10 protein-coding genes are annotated in these 16,493 nt (G+C 60.0%); 1 reads left to right on the forward strand and 9 read right to left on the reverse strand.

The annotated features are described in order from the left end of the window. Window positions 1–8: 8 nt before the first annotated feature. Window positions 9–896, forward strand: coding sequence for a glycosyltransferase family 2 protein (locus RAD04_RS33330; RefSeq protein WP_461627187.1), 888 nt, complete (start codon window positions 9–11; stop codon window positions 894–896). Here RAD04_RS33330 and RAD04_RS33335 read toward each other — a convergent pair. From RAD04_RS33335 to rfbC, 9 genes are all read right to left on the reverse strand, one after another. Beyond that, on the reverse strand, window positions 893–2,113 hold the full coding sequence (locus RAD04_RS33335; protein WP_461627188.1) for a hypothetical protein: 1,221 nt from the start codon (window positions 2,111–2,113) through the stop codon (window positions 893–895). The genes RAD04_RS33330 and RAD04_RS33335 overlap by 4 nt on opposite strands. Window positions 2,114–2,139: 26 nt before the next feature. Next, a complete protein-coding gene (locus RAD04_RS33340; protein ID WP_461627189.1) occupies window positions 2,140–3,483 on the reverse strand; it encodes an HlyD family type I secretion periplasmic adaptor subunit in 1,344 nt (447 codons plus the stop codon). Between the two features lie 80 nt (window positions 3,484–3,563). Then, window positions 3,564–5,768 (reverse strand): peptidase domain-containing ABC transporter, encoded by a 2,205-nt coding sequence (locus RAD04_RS33345; protein ID WP_461627272.1) that lies wholly within the window; start codon window positions 5,766–5,768, stop codon window positions 3,564–3,566. Then, entirely contained in the window at window positions 5,746–6,081 is a 336-nt protein-coding gene (locus RAD04_RS33350) for a hypothetical protein (RefSeq protein ID WP_028143639.1), read from the reverse strand. The genes RAD04_RS33345 and RAD04_RS33350 overlap by 23 nt, the downstream gene beginning before the upstream one ends. 10 nt (window positions 6,082–6,091) lie before the next feature. After that, the gene (locus RAD04_RS33355; protein WP_461627273.1) at window positions 6,092–12,148 is read right to left on the reverse strand and encodes a DUF4082 domain-containing protein; all 6,057 of its coding nucleotides are present in this window, start codon (window positions 12,146–12,148) and stop codon (window positions 6,092–6,094) included. A gap of 696 nt (window positions 12,149–12,844) precedes the next feature. Further along, complete coding sequence (rfbA, locus tag RAD04_RS33360) at window positions 12,845–13,747, reverse strand: glucose-1-phosphate thymidylyltransferase RfbA (RefSeq protein ID WP_461627190.1); 903 nt, start codon at window positions 13,745–13,747, stop codon at window positions 12,845–12,847. Beyond that, window positions 13,656–14,645 carry a dTDP-4-dehydrorhamnose reductase gene (rfbD, locus tag RAD04_RS33365; protein ID WP_461627191.1) on the reverse strand — a complete coding sequence of 330 codons (990 nt, stop codon included), beginning with the start codon at window positions 14,643–14,645 and terminating at the stop codon, window positions 13,656–13,658. The genes rfbA and rfbD overlap by 92 nt, the downstream gene beginning before the upstream one ends. A gap of 7 nt (window positions 14,646–14,652) precedes the next feature. Continuing rightward, window positions 14,653–15,711, reverse strand: coding sequence for a dTDP-glucose 4,6-dehydratase (gene rfbB / locus RAD04_RS33370; protein ID WP_461627192.1), 1,059 nt, complete (start codon window positions 15,709–15,711; stop codon window positions 14,653–14,655). A 10-nt stretch (window positions 15,712–15,721) separates the two neighbouring features. Beyond that, the gene (gene rfbC / locus RAD04_RS33375) at window positions 15,722–16,279 is read right to left on the reverse strand and encodes a dTDP-4-dehydrorhamnose 3,5-epimerase (protein ID WP_461627193.1); all 558 of its coding nucleotides are present in this window, start codon (window positions 16,277–16,279) and stop codon (window positions 15,722–15,724) included. Between the last annotated feature and the right edge of the window lie 214 nt (window positions 16,280–16,493).

Below are 16,493 nucleotides of genomic sequence, written 5' to 3' on the forward strand. Positions count from 1 at the left end.
TCAACAAAATGATCTCGGTCATTATTCCCCACCTCAATCAGACTGACGCCCTGGAAGCCTGTCTGCGAAGCCTGGATGCGCAGACCCTGTCACGGGATTTGTTCGAGATCATCGTGGTGGACAACGGATCGACCGTGCCGCCGATAGACGTCATTGCCGGCCATTCCGGCGTCAGGCTGGAGCACGAGGCGCATCCCGGTCCGGGCCCGGCGCGAAACACAGGCGCCGCTTGCGCGAGAGGCGATATCCTCGCTTTTGTGGATGCCGACTGCCGAGCTCATCCGGACTGGCTGACCGCGATCCGTGAGGCGTTCCAGCAAGCCAGGCCGGCGACGATCCTTGGTGGAGAGGTTCGTATCAGGCCTGCCGCCGAAGGGCGTTTCACCGCGATTGAAGCCTATGAAAGCGTTTTTGGCTTTCGCAATCGCTTGTACGTCACCAAGCACGGCTACTCCGTCACGGCAAATCTTGCGGTTCGCCGCACCGACTTTGCGAAGATCGGACCTTTCCCGGGCATTCAGTTCGCGGAAGATATGCAATGGGGACAAATGGCCATCCGCGCCGGCTGCGAATTTCGCTACGTTCCCGGGATGATCGTGTTCCACCCTGCGCGCCGCTCTCTTCGAGAGCTCTATGCAAAATGGGACCGCCAAATCGCGCACTACCGCAACACCGCACAGGCTGCGCGCGGTTGGCAGCTGCGCTGGGTTGCCACGGCCCTGCTCGTCCTGGTATCACCGGCGGTCGGCGCCATCACTGTACTGACGAGCGGACGCCTTCATGGGATAAGCGCGCGCCTCAAAGCAATCGCCATTCTCTGCGCGGTTCGCAGCCATCGAACGACCAGGATGCTGGCCCTACTTCGGAAAGAGGGCACGGTTGTCTGGAATCGCTAGCCGATCGCGCTGCCGTTGCGCTGCGGCACGCTGCCGGCCGAGCTGGTTGGCTGTTCGAACGCGACGTTGTGACTGAGATCCTGCAGGTCGGTACGCCGACCGAATGACCACAAAATCCAACCGAGCTCGTAGCTGCGACACTCGAGCCGAACGCCCACATTTTGGCGGTCGATCAGCTCTCCCCCGTTCTCGCGCCAGATGTTCTTGATCGCGCGCAATACCCGCGGCGCCTTGGTCGTCAGTTCACCCTTGCGAACCTGCGAGCGGATCGTCAGGTTCAGTTCAGGCACGAGCATGGTCCGGCCCAGCTGGTTCTGACCGAGTACCCAGTTGAATCCCTTGACCAGCGCTTCCCGCGCTCCCCGTCGTCCAAAGCGCTCGGCCCATTCCAGCAGCGCTGGGGCCATTCCATACTGATGGACCGAATAGATCTCGTAGAAATCGAGGATGCGGCCGCTCGTCGCATCGAAGAACCACGGCCATTCACCTTGGGGACCTTGCAGCGCGATCAGATCGCGCACGCAAGTATCAGCCATGACGAGCGCGGACGCATCGCCGGTAAATTCGCCGTACTGATAGCAGGCGATGGAGAGATAGGTTTGCGTCGCAAATGATGCGAAACGGCGACGGAAACCGGACGGCGCGTCGAAGAACAATCCGGAATCGCCATGGAAACGTTCCTTCAGGAAACAGTAGAGCGGGCCGGCGAAGCATAGCCACTCCTTCTCGCCTTCCCTCGCCTGGGCGATGACACCCGTCAGCAGCATGCCCAGGTCCTGCGCCCGAAAAGCGTGCCACCGCGACTGATCCGAGAGAACCGCTTTCAACTCTCGCCTGACTGGCTCCGGAATCGGGAGGCGGAGCTCGGCGGCGGCCCACAGCGCCATGCCGAACGCATATTTGCGCACGGGGAGCGCGGTAAGCCTAAGGGCATTTCGATAGAATATCTCCGGGAGATCAATATCAGCCGGAAGTTTCGCGACCCGCGACATCCCAAGCAAGACGTTGAGAGTGTAGAACACGTCGCTATGCGGCAGCGACTCGTTCGGCGAAGCGGGCCGGTCGAGGTGATAAATATGCGACCAACGACGCTCCGCGGGCAACCAGCACCGCTCAAGCCCCTGCAACGCGTAGTTCACCAGCGGCGAGTTTGCTAACGGCGCCTTCGCCTCAGCGGGCACTAAGAATTTCACACCAGAATTCGGACTGATCATCATTTCCAGTACACCATTGTAAATTCGGCTCAGTACTCCCGGATGCTTTCATCCAAGCCGCGAAGCAGGGGATAGAGGAAATATGAAATCACCGTTCGCTGTCCGACCTTCATCTCGGCGGTGACTGCCATACCAGGCATCAACGGAACGCGCTCGGACGGCAGCCGAAGGTGCGTGTCCCGCAGATCGATCAGTACGCGGTAATAAGGAGCTGACGACCGGCGCACACCTTCGGCCTTCGCCTCTGGCGAGAATGAGTCCTGACTGATGACTCCGACCTCGCCAGTAGCGGTGCCGTACTTCTGAAATGGAAATGCCTCGAACTTCACCCGTACGGCCTGCCCGACCGCCACCTGCCCGATATCCCTGCCCTCCACGTTGACCTCCGCCCGGAGCGTCTCGTCCCGTGGAACCAGCACAAACAAAGTCTCGGCCTCGCGGACCACCGAACCCACCGTTCGATTGGCGATGTCGAGTACCACTGCATCCGCCGGTGCATTCAGCACGATCAGCTGCCGACGGAGCTCCGCCTTTTTGAGCTCTTCGGCAGTGCCATCCCGCTTTGGCAACGTCTCGACAAGTTCCTGATAGGCGCCGCGGCGAAACTCGGCGGCGAACACTTTCTGGTCTGCACGGGCCTTGTCCAGGCGATGCGTGTTATCGACGATGCTGCCACGGACTCGCGCCATATTGCTTTCGACCTCCAGTCGCGCATCCCGTGATAGCAGGAAGTTCAGTCTTGAACCGACCTCCTTGGCCATCAACGCGTTTCGCATGGCTTCAATGGACTGCATCGTGTCCAACCGCTGGGCCAGGACCAACTCCTCGCTCTGAGCCGTTTTTAGATTGGCCTGTGCGGACGCAATCTGCGCGTCATAGTTCTGGATCTGAAGGTCGTAAGCCGCCTTCCTCTGGAGGAATACCCTTCTCTGCAGAGCTTGGTCGGCGTTCGCCGTCTCATCGAGGCCGTAGTCCGTGCCGTCCAACTCGGCTCGAAGCCGGTCGATGGAGGCGTCGAGACCCGCCAGGCGGCCGCGCAGTTGGGCAAGATCGGCCTGAGAGAATGTCGGATCGAGGACCGCAAGGACATCGCCCCGATTAACGGCGTCGCCGGCCTTGACGCGAATCTCCCGAATAACCGACGTTTCCAGCGGCTGTACGACCAGGTTCGGACGCGTCGTGATCAACTTGCCCTGTGCAGTCACAATCATATCAACGCGAGACACGCATGCGAATGTGATCGCAGCAGCGATCAGGGCGACGACGCAATAGAGCGTGATCCGTCCCACACGCGGTGGCATCTGCTGCTCGATCTCGGCTGCGTCTGACTGAAATTGCGCGACAAAGCGAGAATCCGTGGGCGCGGACCTCATGAGCCGGCGTCTCGTCCGTGAACCGGACGGAGGCCCGGATCTGCCTGAGGGTGCTTCAGCTCTGGTCTTTTCAGCCGCAGTCATGCGACTTGCCTCGTCTGCTGGTTCCAGAGATGCCTGTAGAATGTGCATTTCGACAGCAGCGCATCATGACGATCTACATCGACGACCCGTCCACGGTCGATCACCAAGATCTGGCTTGCGTCCGACAGCATCGAAAGCCGGTGCGATACGATGATGACGGTCCGTCCCTCCGCGATACGTCGCAGATTCCGCCGAATGATCGCCTCGCTCTCGGAATCCAGTGCGCTGGTGGCCTCATCGAGGATCAGGATACGCGGGTTGACGATCAAGGCCCGCGCGATCGCAAGCCGCTGCTTTTGCCCGCCTGACAGGTTCGATGCCTGCTCCTCGAGCATGGTGTCGAATCCCCTCGGCAGCCGCTCTATGAACTCGTCCGCACCGGCGAGCTGAGCCGCCCGGACGACCTCCTCGAATGTGGCGTCGCGCCTCACGCATGCGATATTTTCGCGCACTGTGCCCCGGAATAGGAAACTGTCCTGGAGCACGATCCCTAGATTCCGCCGCAGATGGGCAAGATCGATCTCGCGCGAATCGTGACCGTCGATGCGCACCAACCCCTGCTGCACCGGATACATTCCCGCGATCAGGCGTGTCAGCGTCGTCTTGCCCGAACCGCTCCTGCCGACAATTCCGAAGATCGAGCCGGGAGCGATCGAGAACGACACGTCGTCCAGCGCCGGCGTTCCCTCCCCATAGCGAAACGTGACGTTTTCAAACTCGATCTGCCCGGCGAAGTCGGGCCGCACCCCTTCGCGACGACCGTCGCGTTCCAGCTCCGTGTTCATAACCTCGCCGAGCATCTTAACGGCGAGCGCAACCTCCTGATATTCGTGCACCATGGTCACCATCTGCACCAGCGGTCCCGAAACGCGTCCCGCCAGCATGTTGAAGGCGACAAGTGCGCCGATCGTCATCTCACCGCCGAAGACGTCGAGCGCACCAAGTGCGACGATGCCGAGCGTCATCATCTTCTCGAGGAAACCGGTCAAGGCCTGAGCGCCCGCCGAGATCTTTTCGACGCCAAACCGCATCGATACCGACTGCGCGCAACGATCGTCCCATGTCCTGTTCTGGCCGGGCTCCATGGCCAATGACTTCACGGTGCGCATGCCGTGCACGGTCTCAACGAGGAGAGCCTGGCGCCCGGCTTCGGCCTGATAAAGCTGGTAGAGCCGCCGTCGGAACGGTCCCATCAAAATAGCAATCACGCTCGCGCTGATGGCGGTGAAGGCCAGCACGACGCACGTCAGCTTGATGCTGTATAGCGCAAGGACAGGCAGAAAGACGAAAAGCGAAAGCGCGTCCAAGGCGGTCAGAAACAGTCGGCCGGTCAGGAACTCACGGATTCGTCCGGCCTGCTGCATGTGCTTCACCAACACGCCGGCCGAGATGCGCTCGAAGAAGGTTACCGGAAGTCCCAAAAGATGCCGAAACGTCCTGGTCGCGACCCGGATGTCGATCTTGTTCGTGGCATAGAGCAGCAGGTAGCGCCGCAAGAAGCTGAAGACGGCGTCGAAACAGAGCGCAAGGATCGCGCCAGCCGAGAGCACGTAGAGTGTCGTGAGGCTCTCGTGGACAAGAACCTTGTCGATCACGAGCTGAAAGAAGATCGGAAGCGCCAGCCCGAGCGCATAGAGGAAAACCGCAGCAATTGCGACGTCGGAAAGGAGCCGCCACTCCCGCAGCATTTCGGGTATGAACCAGCGCAGCCCGAAGGGCCTGTGGCCTTGCGATGGGGAGCTCTCACGCTTGAACAGAACGACCTTTCCGGTCCACCTGGCGCAGAAGCGGTCCGCATCGACCAGCAGGTGCTCTCCTCTCCGCTCGGCCAGAGGATCGAAGACCGTTACAGCGTCGCCCTCCGGCCCAGCGCCGACCACGAGGACCCAGTTGAGGTTCGAGAGCTGGACAAGAGCCGGATAGGCCTCCCCGAGCTGACGTATCGCCTTCCAATCGAGCTGCGCCGTGCGGGCGCGAAGGCCCGCATCATGAGCCATGCGCAGCAAGAGATCGGTCGAGATGCCGGTCTCGTCGACGGCATAGGCGTGCCGCAACCGATCAGAAGGCAGATCGATCCCGTGATGGGCAGCGATCCTTGACAGGCATTCAAGGGCCGTTTGAGCAGCCCGACGCGGCTCGTCCTCGGACGACGGCGGTTCTGGTTCGAACCTCTCGATTTCAACGGAAGTTGGTTGAGGCATTGGAAGATCGCGGATTGTCCGAAACTGACGAGGCAGGCTCGACGCGCGCACTCGCCTGTGGCGCGGCCATCGGCGTCCTGGGCCGAGAGCGCTGGACGACGCCGGCATCGACCAGACCCTGAAGCGCGTTCTGCATCACCTCCACGGAGTTCGCGAACGACTCCGCCGAAAAGATCAGCCTTTGCCGAAAGACTTTCTTGGGCGCGTTGTTGGCATCACGTTCCGTGGGCGAGAGACTGACCAGGTCGACCCGCACGATCGACCCGCCAATTGTGACCTCGTCAATCCCGTCAGTATAGAGTTCTGTATGCATTGCGGCTCTCCTATGCTGCGAGCTGCGGCCTGAAGAGGACGTCAACCGCGTAGCTCGTCGCGTTAAAGGTGTTGGTGGGGAAGAGGCTTCCGGATCCGTATGCATAGACGCCGTTTCCGCCGCTGGACGCGGATGACGGAGCGGTCAATGGCCCGTTGGTTACCGCACTGGCAAATAGATTCGGATCGTCTGAGTAGTTTCCCGCAGTATGGTAGGAGGCGACATAGGTCGTGCCCGCCGTGATGGTGACCGGCGTTGCAAAGTTGACCTGCTGCCAACCGCTCGCCGTCTCATTGGTAAATGTGGCCGTCGCCAACAGGGTCCCGGTGCTGCTCCAAAGATCGGCGACGTGAGTACCGGTATTGGATGGTCCCTTGTAGAAGCGCAGCCCCATGACGTCGCCAGTGGTAGACGCCTGGAACTTCATACCGAGCTCAACCGAATTCGGATCATTCACCGTCACCACGCTTGGCGTTGGATTCGAGCTGAACAGGCTTACGGTGCTTGCTGACGGCGCGTGAACGGTCACGGTCGCACTTGCGCTCGCCGTCCCACCCCGACCGTCCGAGATCGTGTAATTGAACGAGGCCGGTCCGGTGTAATTGCTCGCCGATGTGAACGTCACCGTATTGTTCTGGGCGCTGAAGCTCGCGGTCCCGTTGACGGCCCCGCTGACCCCGGTGATTGTTAGCGCATCCCCGTTTGGATCGGTATCGTTTGCGAGGAGTGCCGAACCGGAAATACTGAGCGGTACGTTTTGGGTGGCGTTGAAGCCGCTGTCGGCGTTGGCGATCGGCGGCTGGTTCGTGCCGCCGCTCGCATTGCTGAACAACACATCGACCCAATAGTTGGTCGCGCTGAATGTACTGGTTGGAAACAGATTGCCTGTTCCATAAGTGTACACACCATTGTTGCTCGCGGGAGCCGTGAGCGGCCCGTTCGTGCGTGCGGCGGTAAAGTAGTTTGACGTCGTCGCATAGCGGCCGTTGCTGTGGAAGCTCGCCACGTAGGTGGATCCGGCCGCAATCGAGACGGGGCTGCTGAATGTGAGGCTTTGCCAACCGCTGCTGGTCTCGTTGGAGAACGTAGCGCTCGCGAGGAGCGTTCCCGTGCTGCTCCACAGTGAGCCGGTGTGAGAGCCGGTGTCGTTTGCACTCTTGTAGTACTTGATCCCGGTAATCGTGCCGGCCGCGGAGGATGTGAACCGTACGCCGAGATTGACCTGAGATGTGTCGGACGTCGACAGCACCGAAGGCGTATCGGACGCCGAGAACAAGCTGACCGTCGAGGAGGCCGTGCCCACTGCTATGTTGAACGTCTCGCTGGCCGTGAGTCCTCCGAGATCAGTCGCGGCGGCCTTCACACCGAGCGTGCCGACGTCGGCCGACGCCGGCGTGCCACTGAAAGTCCGGGTCGACGCATTGAAAGCCAACCAGGCGGGAAGTGCCGAGCCGTCGGCCGCAGTTGCCGTATAGGCGAGTGAATCCCCGGAATCCACATCGGTGAAGGTGCCGGCCGGCAGCGTCAGCGAGAAGGCCGAACCAACCGTTGCAGTCTGGTTGCCGGTTTGGGCCGCCAGCACCGGCGCATCGTTCGCACCGTGAATCGTGATCGTGAGCGTGGTCGACGATGTCGCGCCGGCGGCATCACGCATCGTGTAGCTGAAGACGTCCGTCAGCGTGGTAGTCGATAGCCGCAAGGCTTGGACGGCAGAGTCAGTTTCATTGACGGTATAGGTGAAAGCACCTGAAGCATTGAGCACGAGACTTCCGTGCGCTCCATTCAGCGCCGAGCCCAGCGTACCGGAAGTCGAACCGAAGCTGACCGCAGTCACGGCCTTCGTATCGCCCGCATCTGGATCGGTGTCGTTAGTCAGGACGTTTCCTGTGGCGGGTGAGCCGCCGCTGCCGTTACTGACACCGCCCTTCTCGGTCGCGTCACCCGTGTCGGCGACGGCGGTTGGCGGAGCGTTCGCGGTCGTCGTCACGACAATATTGAACGTTTCGCTTGCGGTGAGGCTGCCGAGATCCGTCACACTTGCCTTCACACCCAGCGTGCCGACATCGGCTGACGATGGTGTACCGCTAAAGGTTCGGGTTGATGCGTTGAAGGTGAGCCAGGCAGGAAGTGCGGAGCCGGCAGCCGTTGTCGCACTGTAAGTGAGCGAGTCGCTGGAATCGACGTCGGTGAAGGTGCCGGCCGGTAGCGTCAGTGAGAACGCCGTACCCACTGTCGCGGTTTGGTTACCGGTCTGGATCGCCAGCGCCGGTGCATCATTGGCACCGTGAATGGTGACTGTGAGCGTGGTCGAGGATGTTGCGCCGGCGGCATCACGCATCGTGTAATTGAAGACATCCGTCAGCGTGTTGGTCGCAAGCCGCAACGCCTGCACGGCGGGATCCGTCTCGCTGACCGTATAGGTGAAGGTCCCTGAGGCGTTGAGCACGAGACTTCCATGCGCGCCATTCAGCGCGGAGCCGATCGTACCGGAGGTCGAACCGAAGCTGACCGCAGTTACGGTCTTCGTATCGCCCGCGTCCGGATCGGTGTCGTTGGTCAGGACGTTTCCCGTGGCGAGCGAACCGCCGGTGCTGTTATTGACGCCGCCCTTCTCGGTGGCGTCGCCGGTGTCGGCCACGGCGGTCGGCGACCTGTTCGTAGCGGCGGATCCATTGAAGACCACGTCGACAAAGTAGTTGGTCGACTTGTAGACGTTGGTCGGGAAGACGGTCCCCGTTCCGTAGGCGTACACTCCATTTCCCGCCGCTGGCGCGGTCAACTGGCCGTTCGTAACTGAGCTCGTGAAGTAGTTCTGAGTGTCGGAATAGTTGCCGTTGGTGTGGTAGGACGCGACATATGTCGTTCCCGCGGAAATGGCGATCGGGCTCGCGAAACTGACCTGCTGCCAGCCGCTGGCCGTCTCATTCGCGAAGGTCGCCGTACCAAGGAGCGTTCCCGTCGAGCTCCACAGATGCGCGACATGGGTACCGGTATTCGATGATCCCTTGTAGAAACGCAGGCCGGTTATCGTCCCGCTCACAGAAGCGGAAAACTTGACTCCAACCTCGACGGAGCTCGTATCACCCGAATTGGCCACGCTCGGCGCGGCGTTTGTGGCGAACAGGCTTTGCGCGGAGACGGGATAGTTGACGTTGAGTAGAACCTGGCCGGTTCCGGTGGCCTCGCTCGTGTCAGTGATCGTATAGGAAAATTGCGCCGGTCCCGCGAAATTCGCGGTCGGAGTGAACGTGACCGTCTGAGTCTGAGCGTTGTAGCTTACGCTACCGTTGATTGGGCTGCTCACGCCGGTGATTGAAAACGACAGGCCGGCCGGATCCGTATCATTGGCGAGCAGCGCCGATGCCGGAATAGTCAGAACACCGTTTTCGGTTACGTTAAAGCCGCTGTCATTGTTGGCCTGAGGCTGCTGGCTGGTATTTCTGAAGACGACGTCGACCCAATAATTTTGCGCTTTCACAATCGAAACAGTGCTCGGAAAAAGCGGTCCGGGACCGTAGGCATAGACACCGTTGAGGCCGCTGCCTGTCGCCGTCAGCGCACCGTGCGTATGGCCGGCATTGTCGAAATAGAAGTCGGTCGTAGAGTACTGACCGGTATTCGTGTGATAGGAGGCGATGTAGGTGACCCCGGCCTGCACATGGACCGGTGTCGCGAAATTCACCTGTTGCCAACCACTCGCGCTTTCATTGGTGAACGTGGCGCTCGCAAGCAGTACACCGTTCGTCGTCCAGAGATCGCCCAGATGCGTCCCCGTGTTCTGCGGCCCCTTGTAGAACCGGATGCCGGTGATGTCGCCGGACTCGGCGGCGACGAACTTTACTCCCAATTCTACAGCGCCCGCGTCGTTGGTTGTGACTACGGCGGGCGTATCGGTCGGATTGAAGATCGTCAGGTTCGACGAAGGCGTGACGGTGTAAGCAACGCCCTGGCCAGCCGTCTCGAGGTTCAGGCTGTCGTCCACCGCCCGGCTCTTGATACTGTACTGGCCGGAAGCGCCAGCGGAGAATGTATACGACCAGGTCACATTCGCGATGCCGACTCTGCTGCTGGCGGGATGCCACGTCGCTCCGCTGTCTGTCGAGACTTCAACACCGCCTATGACGCCGCCCGCATCGCTCGCCGATCCTGTGACGGTAACCGACTGGCCCTCCGGGATGCTGCTGGCCGAGACGTTCGTGACGGTGGATGTCGGGGCAGTGTGATCAGTCGATTGGGAAGCGATTACCAGACTCGCTTGCAGCGTCGCGGGTTGCACGCCCATGTCGGCGAGCACATTGACCGTTGCTTGCTGGACGTTGGGATCAATCGGCGTAGCGGACCCAACCACCTGGTCGTGATCGGAGGCGAGGCCCCACGACCAGAACACCGTACCGGCCCCGAAAACAAGGGCACCGCTGACCGGATCGCGAAACTCGACCAGATTATGAGTTGCTGTTCCGTTACCGGTGGTGTTGCCGTAGTCCAGGAGATATTGGCCGGTGATCTGCAGCGTCGAAGACGACACATTTACCAGTCCAGCCGGGCGGAAGCCGTTATCAGGCGACGAATCCCACTCATAGCCGAGCAGATTCTGTACAAGCGAGGCGGTTTGGCCCACCGGTGTATTGGCGACCGACGTATTGCGCCAGAAGCGCAACTTCGTCATGTCGTACGGAATCCGGATAATATCCGTGCGATCGGAGTCCACCTGAAATACCTGGCCGGTAAGGGCATTGGAAGGGATTCCCGACAGGCCTCCAGTCGACGCGAAGCGCGCGTCCATGAAAGTGCCAGTCGCCGTTCCAGTTGGGTCGATCAACTGATTGGCGTGGGTGTCCTTGTACGAGATCAGGGTGCGGTTGGCCGTCTGGCTGGCATCGATACTGGGCGCGAGTCTCGTTTGCCAATACACTTCGTTGCCACTGAGAAACATCAGATTGACGCCGGCACGGCCGGCCGCCTGGACGTTGGAGAACTGGCTATCGGTCCAATATTCATCGTGACCGACATCCATGTAGACTTGATGGTTGAGCAGGAGTGATCCGCTGGTCGCGGCGTCGATGCCGGAGATATAGGAGACGTCGTATCCGTTCTGCTCGAGCCAGTAGATCGCCGGATACTCCGCCGAGAACACCATATCGTTGGAGGTGCCGTACAGACCGCCGTCCCGTGTCGTAATGGGGCGGTTGTAGCTTACGGCATAGGCCGAACCGTTGATGCCAGGTCCGTTGCCGGCGTAAAGATTGGCTCCGCCCCAGGGGTTGTAGGCTTGCCACGTCTGATCGGAGGTCTGAAAAACCACAGCGCTGTGCGACGCATCGTTGCGGATGACGAATGGAATCTGGAAGATCTGCGTTCCGTCGATGACGTTGGCGATGTACACGCCGGAAACGGCGTCCGTCGGTATGCTCCAGGAGTCGGTCACGCTCCAGTTGCCGGCGTCGACGAGGCCAGTCGATGCGTTCTTCAAGGGCGTCGGCTGCACAACCGAAGTTGCGGCCTGATGCTGTACGGTCGTAATCAGTCTGGCGCCGTTGCCGCCGTAATAACCCAGCCGGTAGATATCGATACGATAATTTGGATTACCCGTCTGGTTGTTGATCTTGAATTGAACGGTGCCGCCGATATTGGTACTTATCGCTGTCGTGAACCCCTGGATTTTCGTTGAGTCCGCGCCAGGGTCGATCTGCCAGATATTTGGCGATGTGCCTTGTTTCTGATTTTCCAGGACGATCGGGTTCGTGACCGGGTCTGCAACGATCGTGCCGCCCTGCCCATCACTTGCAAAGGTCCAATTTGGGTCGTTCCCGGAGAACAGCAGGGTGACATTGCCGACTCCATTGCTGAAATCGACTGTGCTGATGTTTGAGCCCAGGTCGTAATGAACGGAGGCGGACATCGTCGACGTGAAAGCGAAATCCCTGAGGTCGATCAGATTGCCGGTTGAAAGCGGTCGATCCGGCGACGAACTTCCGATCAGGCCGTGGAATTGGGCAGAGCGATCGAGGACCAGGGTGCCGACGTCCGTCTCGAAGGAGACGGTTATTCCGTAAAACGAACCGTTCACGAGCTGCCCGGAGACCGAGCCTCCGATCTCGAGTGCCGACTTGTCGGAAATCGCGAAGGCGCCCGACCCGCGAACATCACCTTTGAAGTCCGCTGCGGCAACCCCGTCGCCGCCGGGTGATCCGACCTTGATGCTCCCGTTGTTTATGGCGTCACCTTCCACCACGAACGACGAGTCTTCCCCAAGCGCGATCGTCACACCTGCTTCAACGATCAAACTGCCCACATCGACATTGGCTCTGGTCGTGACAACATAGGATCCAGGCGCGTCGATGAAGGCGCCGTACGCCGCCATCGGAATACCCGCACTCCAATTCGTGGCGACATTCCAATAGCCGCCGCTCGAACTTATCCAATGTGTCGTACCGGCCCGCGAACGCGAAGACGCGACCACCGCTCGCGGATCGGAGCCTGAGGAGAGTAGCGAGCCGAGGCTGTCCGGGCGCGTCAGGGTGCTGGTCGTCCTCCACAGCCAAGCAGCGTCTCTGCTCCGGATCGCATTCCAGAGGGGCGCGCCGAGCAAGTCAGTATCTATCTGGCCGAAATCACCCTCTTCCGGGAGGAGCGGCCTTGCCGATCGATAGAAGACGCTCGCCTTTTGATTCAACATGGCCAGCCCTCGAGCTTCGCAAGCGAAGTATTTAATTTAAAAGAACCACGCCGGTCAATTATTTAAATCAAAAATAATAACTTTAAATCAGCCATCGATTGCGACGTCGGAGCGCGCGCCGGGCAACCGCAGGATTTCATTGAGATATCTGCCGTATCCGCTCTTCTCCAGCGGCTGAATCAGTCCAAGAAGCTGATCTTCATCGATGAATCCCTGCCGAAAGGCGACCTCCTCGAGACAAGCCACCTTCATGCCCTGTCGTTTTTCAAGCGTCTGCACAAAGGTCCCTGCGTCGAGAAGCGACTCGACCGTGCCCGTGTCCAACCATGCAAAGCCCCGTCCCATGCGCTCTACGTGGAGAGCGCCGGCCGCGAGATAGCGCATTTGCAGATCGGTGATCTCGAGCTCTCCCCGCGACGACGGCTTGACACGGCGGGCATATCGCACGACCCGGTTGTCGAAGAAATAAAGACCGGTGATCGCCCAATTCGATGTCGGCTTTCTCGGCTTTTCCTCGATTCGTAGTGGGCGGCCCGCCTCGTCGAACGTAACGACGCCGTATCGTTCGGGATCGCGCACGTGATACGCGAACACGGATGCACCTTCCTCGCGGGCTGCCGCCCTTGTGAGAAGTTCGCGCAAGCCGCCGCCGAAGAAGATATTGTCTCCGAGCACCATTGCGACGCGATCGGTTCCGATGAAATCGGCACCTACGATGAAGGCTTCCGCCAGGCCGCCGGGACGAGGTTGCTCCGCATAGCTGAGGCTAATCCCCCACTGACTTCCATTTCCGAGCAATCGCTCAAACTGAGACCGGTCTGCCGGGGTCGTGATCACCAGGATTTCGCGGATTCCTGCCAGCATCAGTGTCGACAGCGGGTAGTAGATCATCGGCTTATCATAGATGGGCAGCAACTGCTTGCTGACCACACGCGTGATCGGATAGAGCCGCGTTCCGCTGCCGCCGGCCAGGACAATTCCCTTCAGCATCGGTGTCTCCTTTTCCGACAAGTTGGTCGAGGCAGGTTTCGAGAGAGTGGCGCCAGGCCGGCAATCGAATTCCAAACACGCGTTCCACTTTGGACGAGTCCAGGCGGGAGTTCAGGGGCCTGCGCGCAGCGCAGGGGTACTGTTCAGTCGTGATCGCTTCCAGCGCTGGTGGCCGCACTCCACGACGGGATAAACCATCGAAAATTGCCTCGGCGAAGCCGTGCCAGCTCGTTGCTCCCTGGCCGGACACATGGAAGATGCCCGCCGCGATGCGGCGATCATCCGTGATCGACCGCTCTGCGATCTTCAGGAGCGCTGCGGCCAGCTCCGCTGCTGACGTCGGGCTTCCGTGTTGGTCGCAGACGACCCTTACGATTGGACGCGTTTCGGCCAGCTGCAACATCGTCCGAACGAAGTTGCTTCCTGTTGCGCTGTAGATCCAAGACGACCTGACGACAGTCGCGAGAGGATGCGCCGCCAAAACGGCCGCCTCGCCGGCCAACTTTGATGCGCCATATGTGTTCAACGGCGCCGGAACGTCGGCTTCGTCGTAAGCCTCGCTCTTGGCACCGTCAAAGACGTAATCCGTCGATAAATGCACAAGCGGAATGTTTCTCTGCCATGCGACATCCGCTAACGCGGCCGCACCATCGCGGTTGACACTGAAGGCTTTTCCGACTTCCGACTCTGCCCGATCCACAGCCGTATAAGCCGCGGCATTAATGATCATGCAGGGGGCGATCGAGGCGACCGTCCTGTCGATCCCGTCCCGGACTTCCAGGTCGAGCTCCTCACGTCCGAGGGCCACTGCAGATAGGCCGCTAAGCGCAGCGAGATCACGAAGGCAACTGCCCAATTGGCCGTTTCGACCAGCAATCAGAATCGGTCGTTCGATCATGGCAACCTCAGTGGCGGGTGGCTGGGAGACCAAGGCGCGCGCCGTCGTAGACCATATTGCGAGCCCGCGCCCACCAGGCGCCGCTGGCCAGATACCATTCCACCGTGCCGGCGAGACCTTGCTCGAAGCTGCGCGTCGGCTGCCATCCCAGCTCGCTGCGAGCCTTGGACGCATCGATTGCGTAACGTGCGTCGTGTCCCGGACGGTCCGGCACAAACGAGATCAATGATCGCCTCGCCGCCGGCCCCGGACGCAATCGATCTAGCACGTCACAAATCTGGGTGACTACCTCCAGGTTCGAGCGTTCGCTATCGCCGCCGAAATTGTACTTCTCTCCGGCCCTGCCCTCGAACAGCAGCCTGATCAGGCCTGCGGCGTGATCGTCGACATGAAGCCAATCGCGCACATTGCTGCCGTCGCCATAGACAGGCAACGGCTTGTGCTCAATCGCGTTGAGAACCGTCAGCGGAATGAGCTTTTCCGGGAATTGGAATGGTCCGTAATTGTTCGAACAATTGGAGACGATCACCGGCAAGCCGTAGGTCTTATACCAGGCGAGCGCGAGGTGGTCCGAGGCGGCCTTGCTCGCCGAATAGGGTGAACTCGGCCGGTAAGGGGTATCTTCCCGGAAGCAGTCGACCGGCCCCAATGAACCGTAGACCTCGTCCGTCGACACGTGAATGAACCTGAACTGTCTTTGCCTCTGGCTTGAAAGCCCGTCGTAATATCGTCTGGCAGCTTCCAATAGAGTATAGGTACCGACGATGTTGGTGCTAACGAACGCTGCCGAGCCTGTAATCGACCGATCGACATGGCTCTCCGCTGCCAAGTGGATGACTGCGCTTGGCTCCCACTTGTAAAACAAACGAGTGACCGCCTCCTGATCGCAGATGTCATGCTGCTCAAATCGATAACAGCTGGTACCTTCTATGGATGCCAGCGAGGCCAAATTGGCCGCATAGGTCAACTTGTCGACATTGACGACCGAGGCACCGGCTTCCAACACCAGCTGTCGACAGACCGCAGACCCGATAAATCCCGCTCCTCCGGTCACCAGGACACGCATGCCACGCCCTCTATTCAAACACTGAAGCAAGCTGGTCGAAACGGGGAAGCGCCCGATCCTTCGGTGAAAGCTGGGCCGCCGAGGCCCTCACCGGCCACTCGATAGCCAATTCGGGATCTGCCCAATGGATGCCGGCGTCGTGGTCCGGAGAGTAGACCTCGTCCACCTTGTAAAAGACCGTAGTTTGAGGCTCGAGCGTACAGAAACCGTGAGCGAACCCTTTTGGAACGAGCAACTGCTCGTCAGTCTCGCTATCCAGTTTGACCGAGACGTGCTGGCCGAATGTCGGCGACCGCCGCCGAAGGTCGACCACCACGTCAACGATCGCTCCCCTTAACACGCGAACCAGCTTGGTCTGCGCGAATGGAGGCTGCTGGAAGTGCAATCCGCGAACCGTCCCGACTCGCTCCGAGCAGGATTGATTGTCTTGGATGAAATCGTGGGAAATTCCTCTTTCGGCGAAAGCAGAGCGACGAAACGTCTCGCAAAAATAGCCTCGCGCATCGGAAAAGCGCTTCGATCGGACCAGCTTGACATCCGGAATCGCCAAACTTCGCACTTCCAGCATGACCGCACGCTCCGATAAGCGGCGCTAGCGCCCGGACGGTCGGCCTAATCTCCCCAATGTCCTCCCAACCGAGCACCGCAGCGGACCAAGTCCGCCTGGTCAGTTCGCGACAAATATCGGGTTTAATCGGACGCCGGCCCTTCATCGAGTTAATTTTCAAGGCAATTAATGCCTGAGATAGATTTAATTGGCAATACAAAATTTATCAGATATA

It is taken from the genome of Bradyrhizobium sp. 25ACV, from assembly GCF_054863005.1.

What these genes read in the sequence shown, in the direction of transcription:
- rfbD (WP_461627191.1), bottom strand. Translation starts at nt 14,645, where the DNA reads ATGATCGAACGACCGATTCTGATTGCTGGTCGAAACGGCCAATTGGGC.
- RAD04_RS33340 (WP_461627189.1), bottom strand. Translation starts at nt 3,483, where the DNA reads ATGAGGTCCGCGCCCACGGATTCTCGCTTTGTCGCGCAATTTCAGTCA.
- rfbA (WP_461627190.1), bottom strand. Translation starts at nt 13,747, where the DNA reads ATGCTGAAGGGAATTGTCCTGGCCGGCGGCAGCGGAACGCGGCTCTAT.
- RAD04_RS33335 (WP_461627188.1), bottom strand. Translation starts at nt 2,113, where the DNA reads ATGATGATCAGTCCGAATTCTGGTGTGAAATTCTTAGTGCCCGCTGAG.
- RAD04_RS33350 (WP_028143639.1), bottom strand. Translation starts at nt 6,081, where the DNA reads ATGCATACAGAACTCTATACTGACGGGATTGACGAGGTCACAATTGGC.
- rfbC (WP_461627193.1), bottom strand. Translation starts at nt 16,279, where the DNA reads ATGCTGGAAGTGCGAAGTTTGGCGATTCCGGATGTCAAGCTGGTCCGA.
- RAD04_RS33345 (WP_461627272.1), bottom strand. Translation starts at nt 5,768, where the DNA reads ATGCCTCAACCAACTTCCGTTGAAATCGAGAGGTTCGAACCAGAACCG.
- rfbB (WP_461627192.1), bottom strand. Translation starts at nt 15,711, where the DNA reads ATGCGTGTCCTGGTGACCGGAGGAGCGGGATTTATCGGGTCTGCGGTC.
- RAD04_RS33330 (WP_461627187.1), top strand. Translation starts at nt 9, where the DNA reads ATGATCTCGGTCATTATTCCCCACCTCAATCAGACTGACGCCCTGGAA.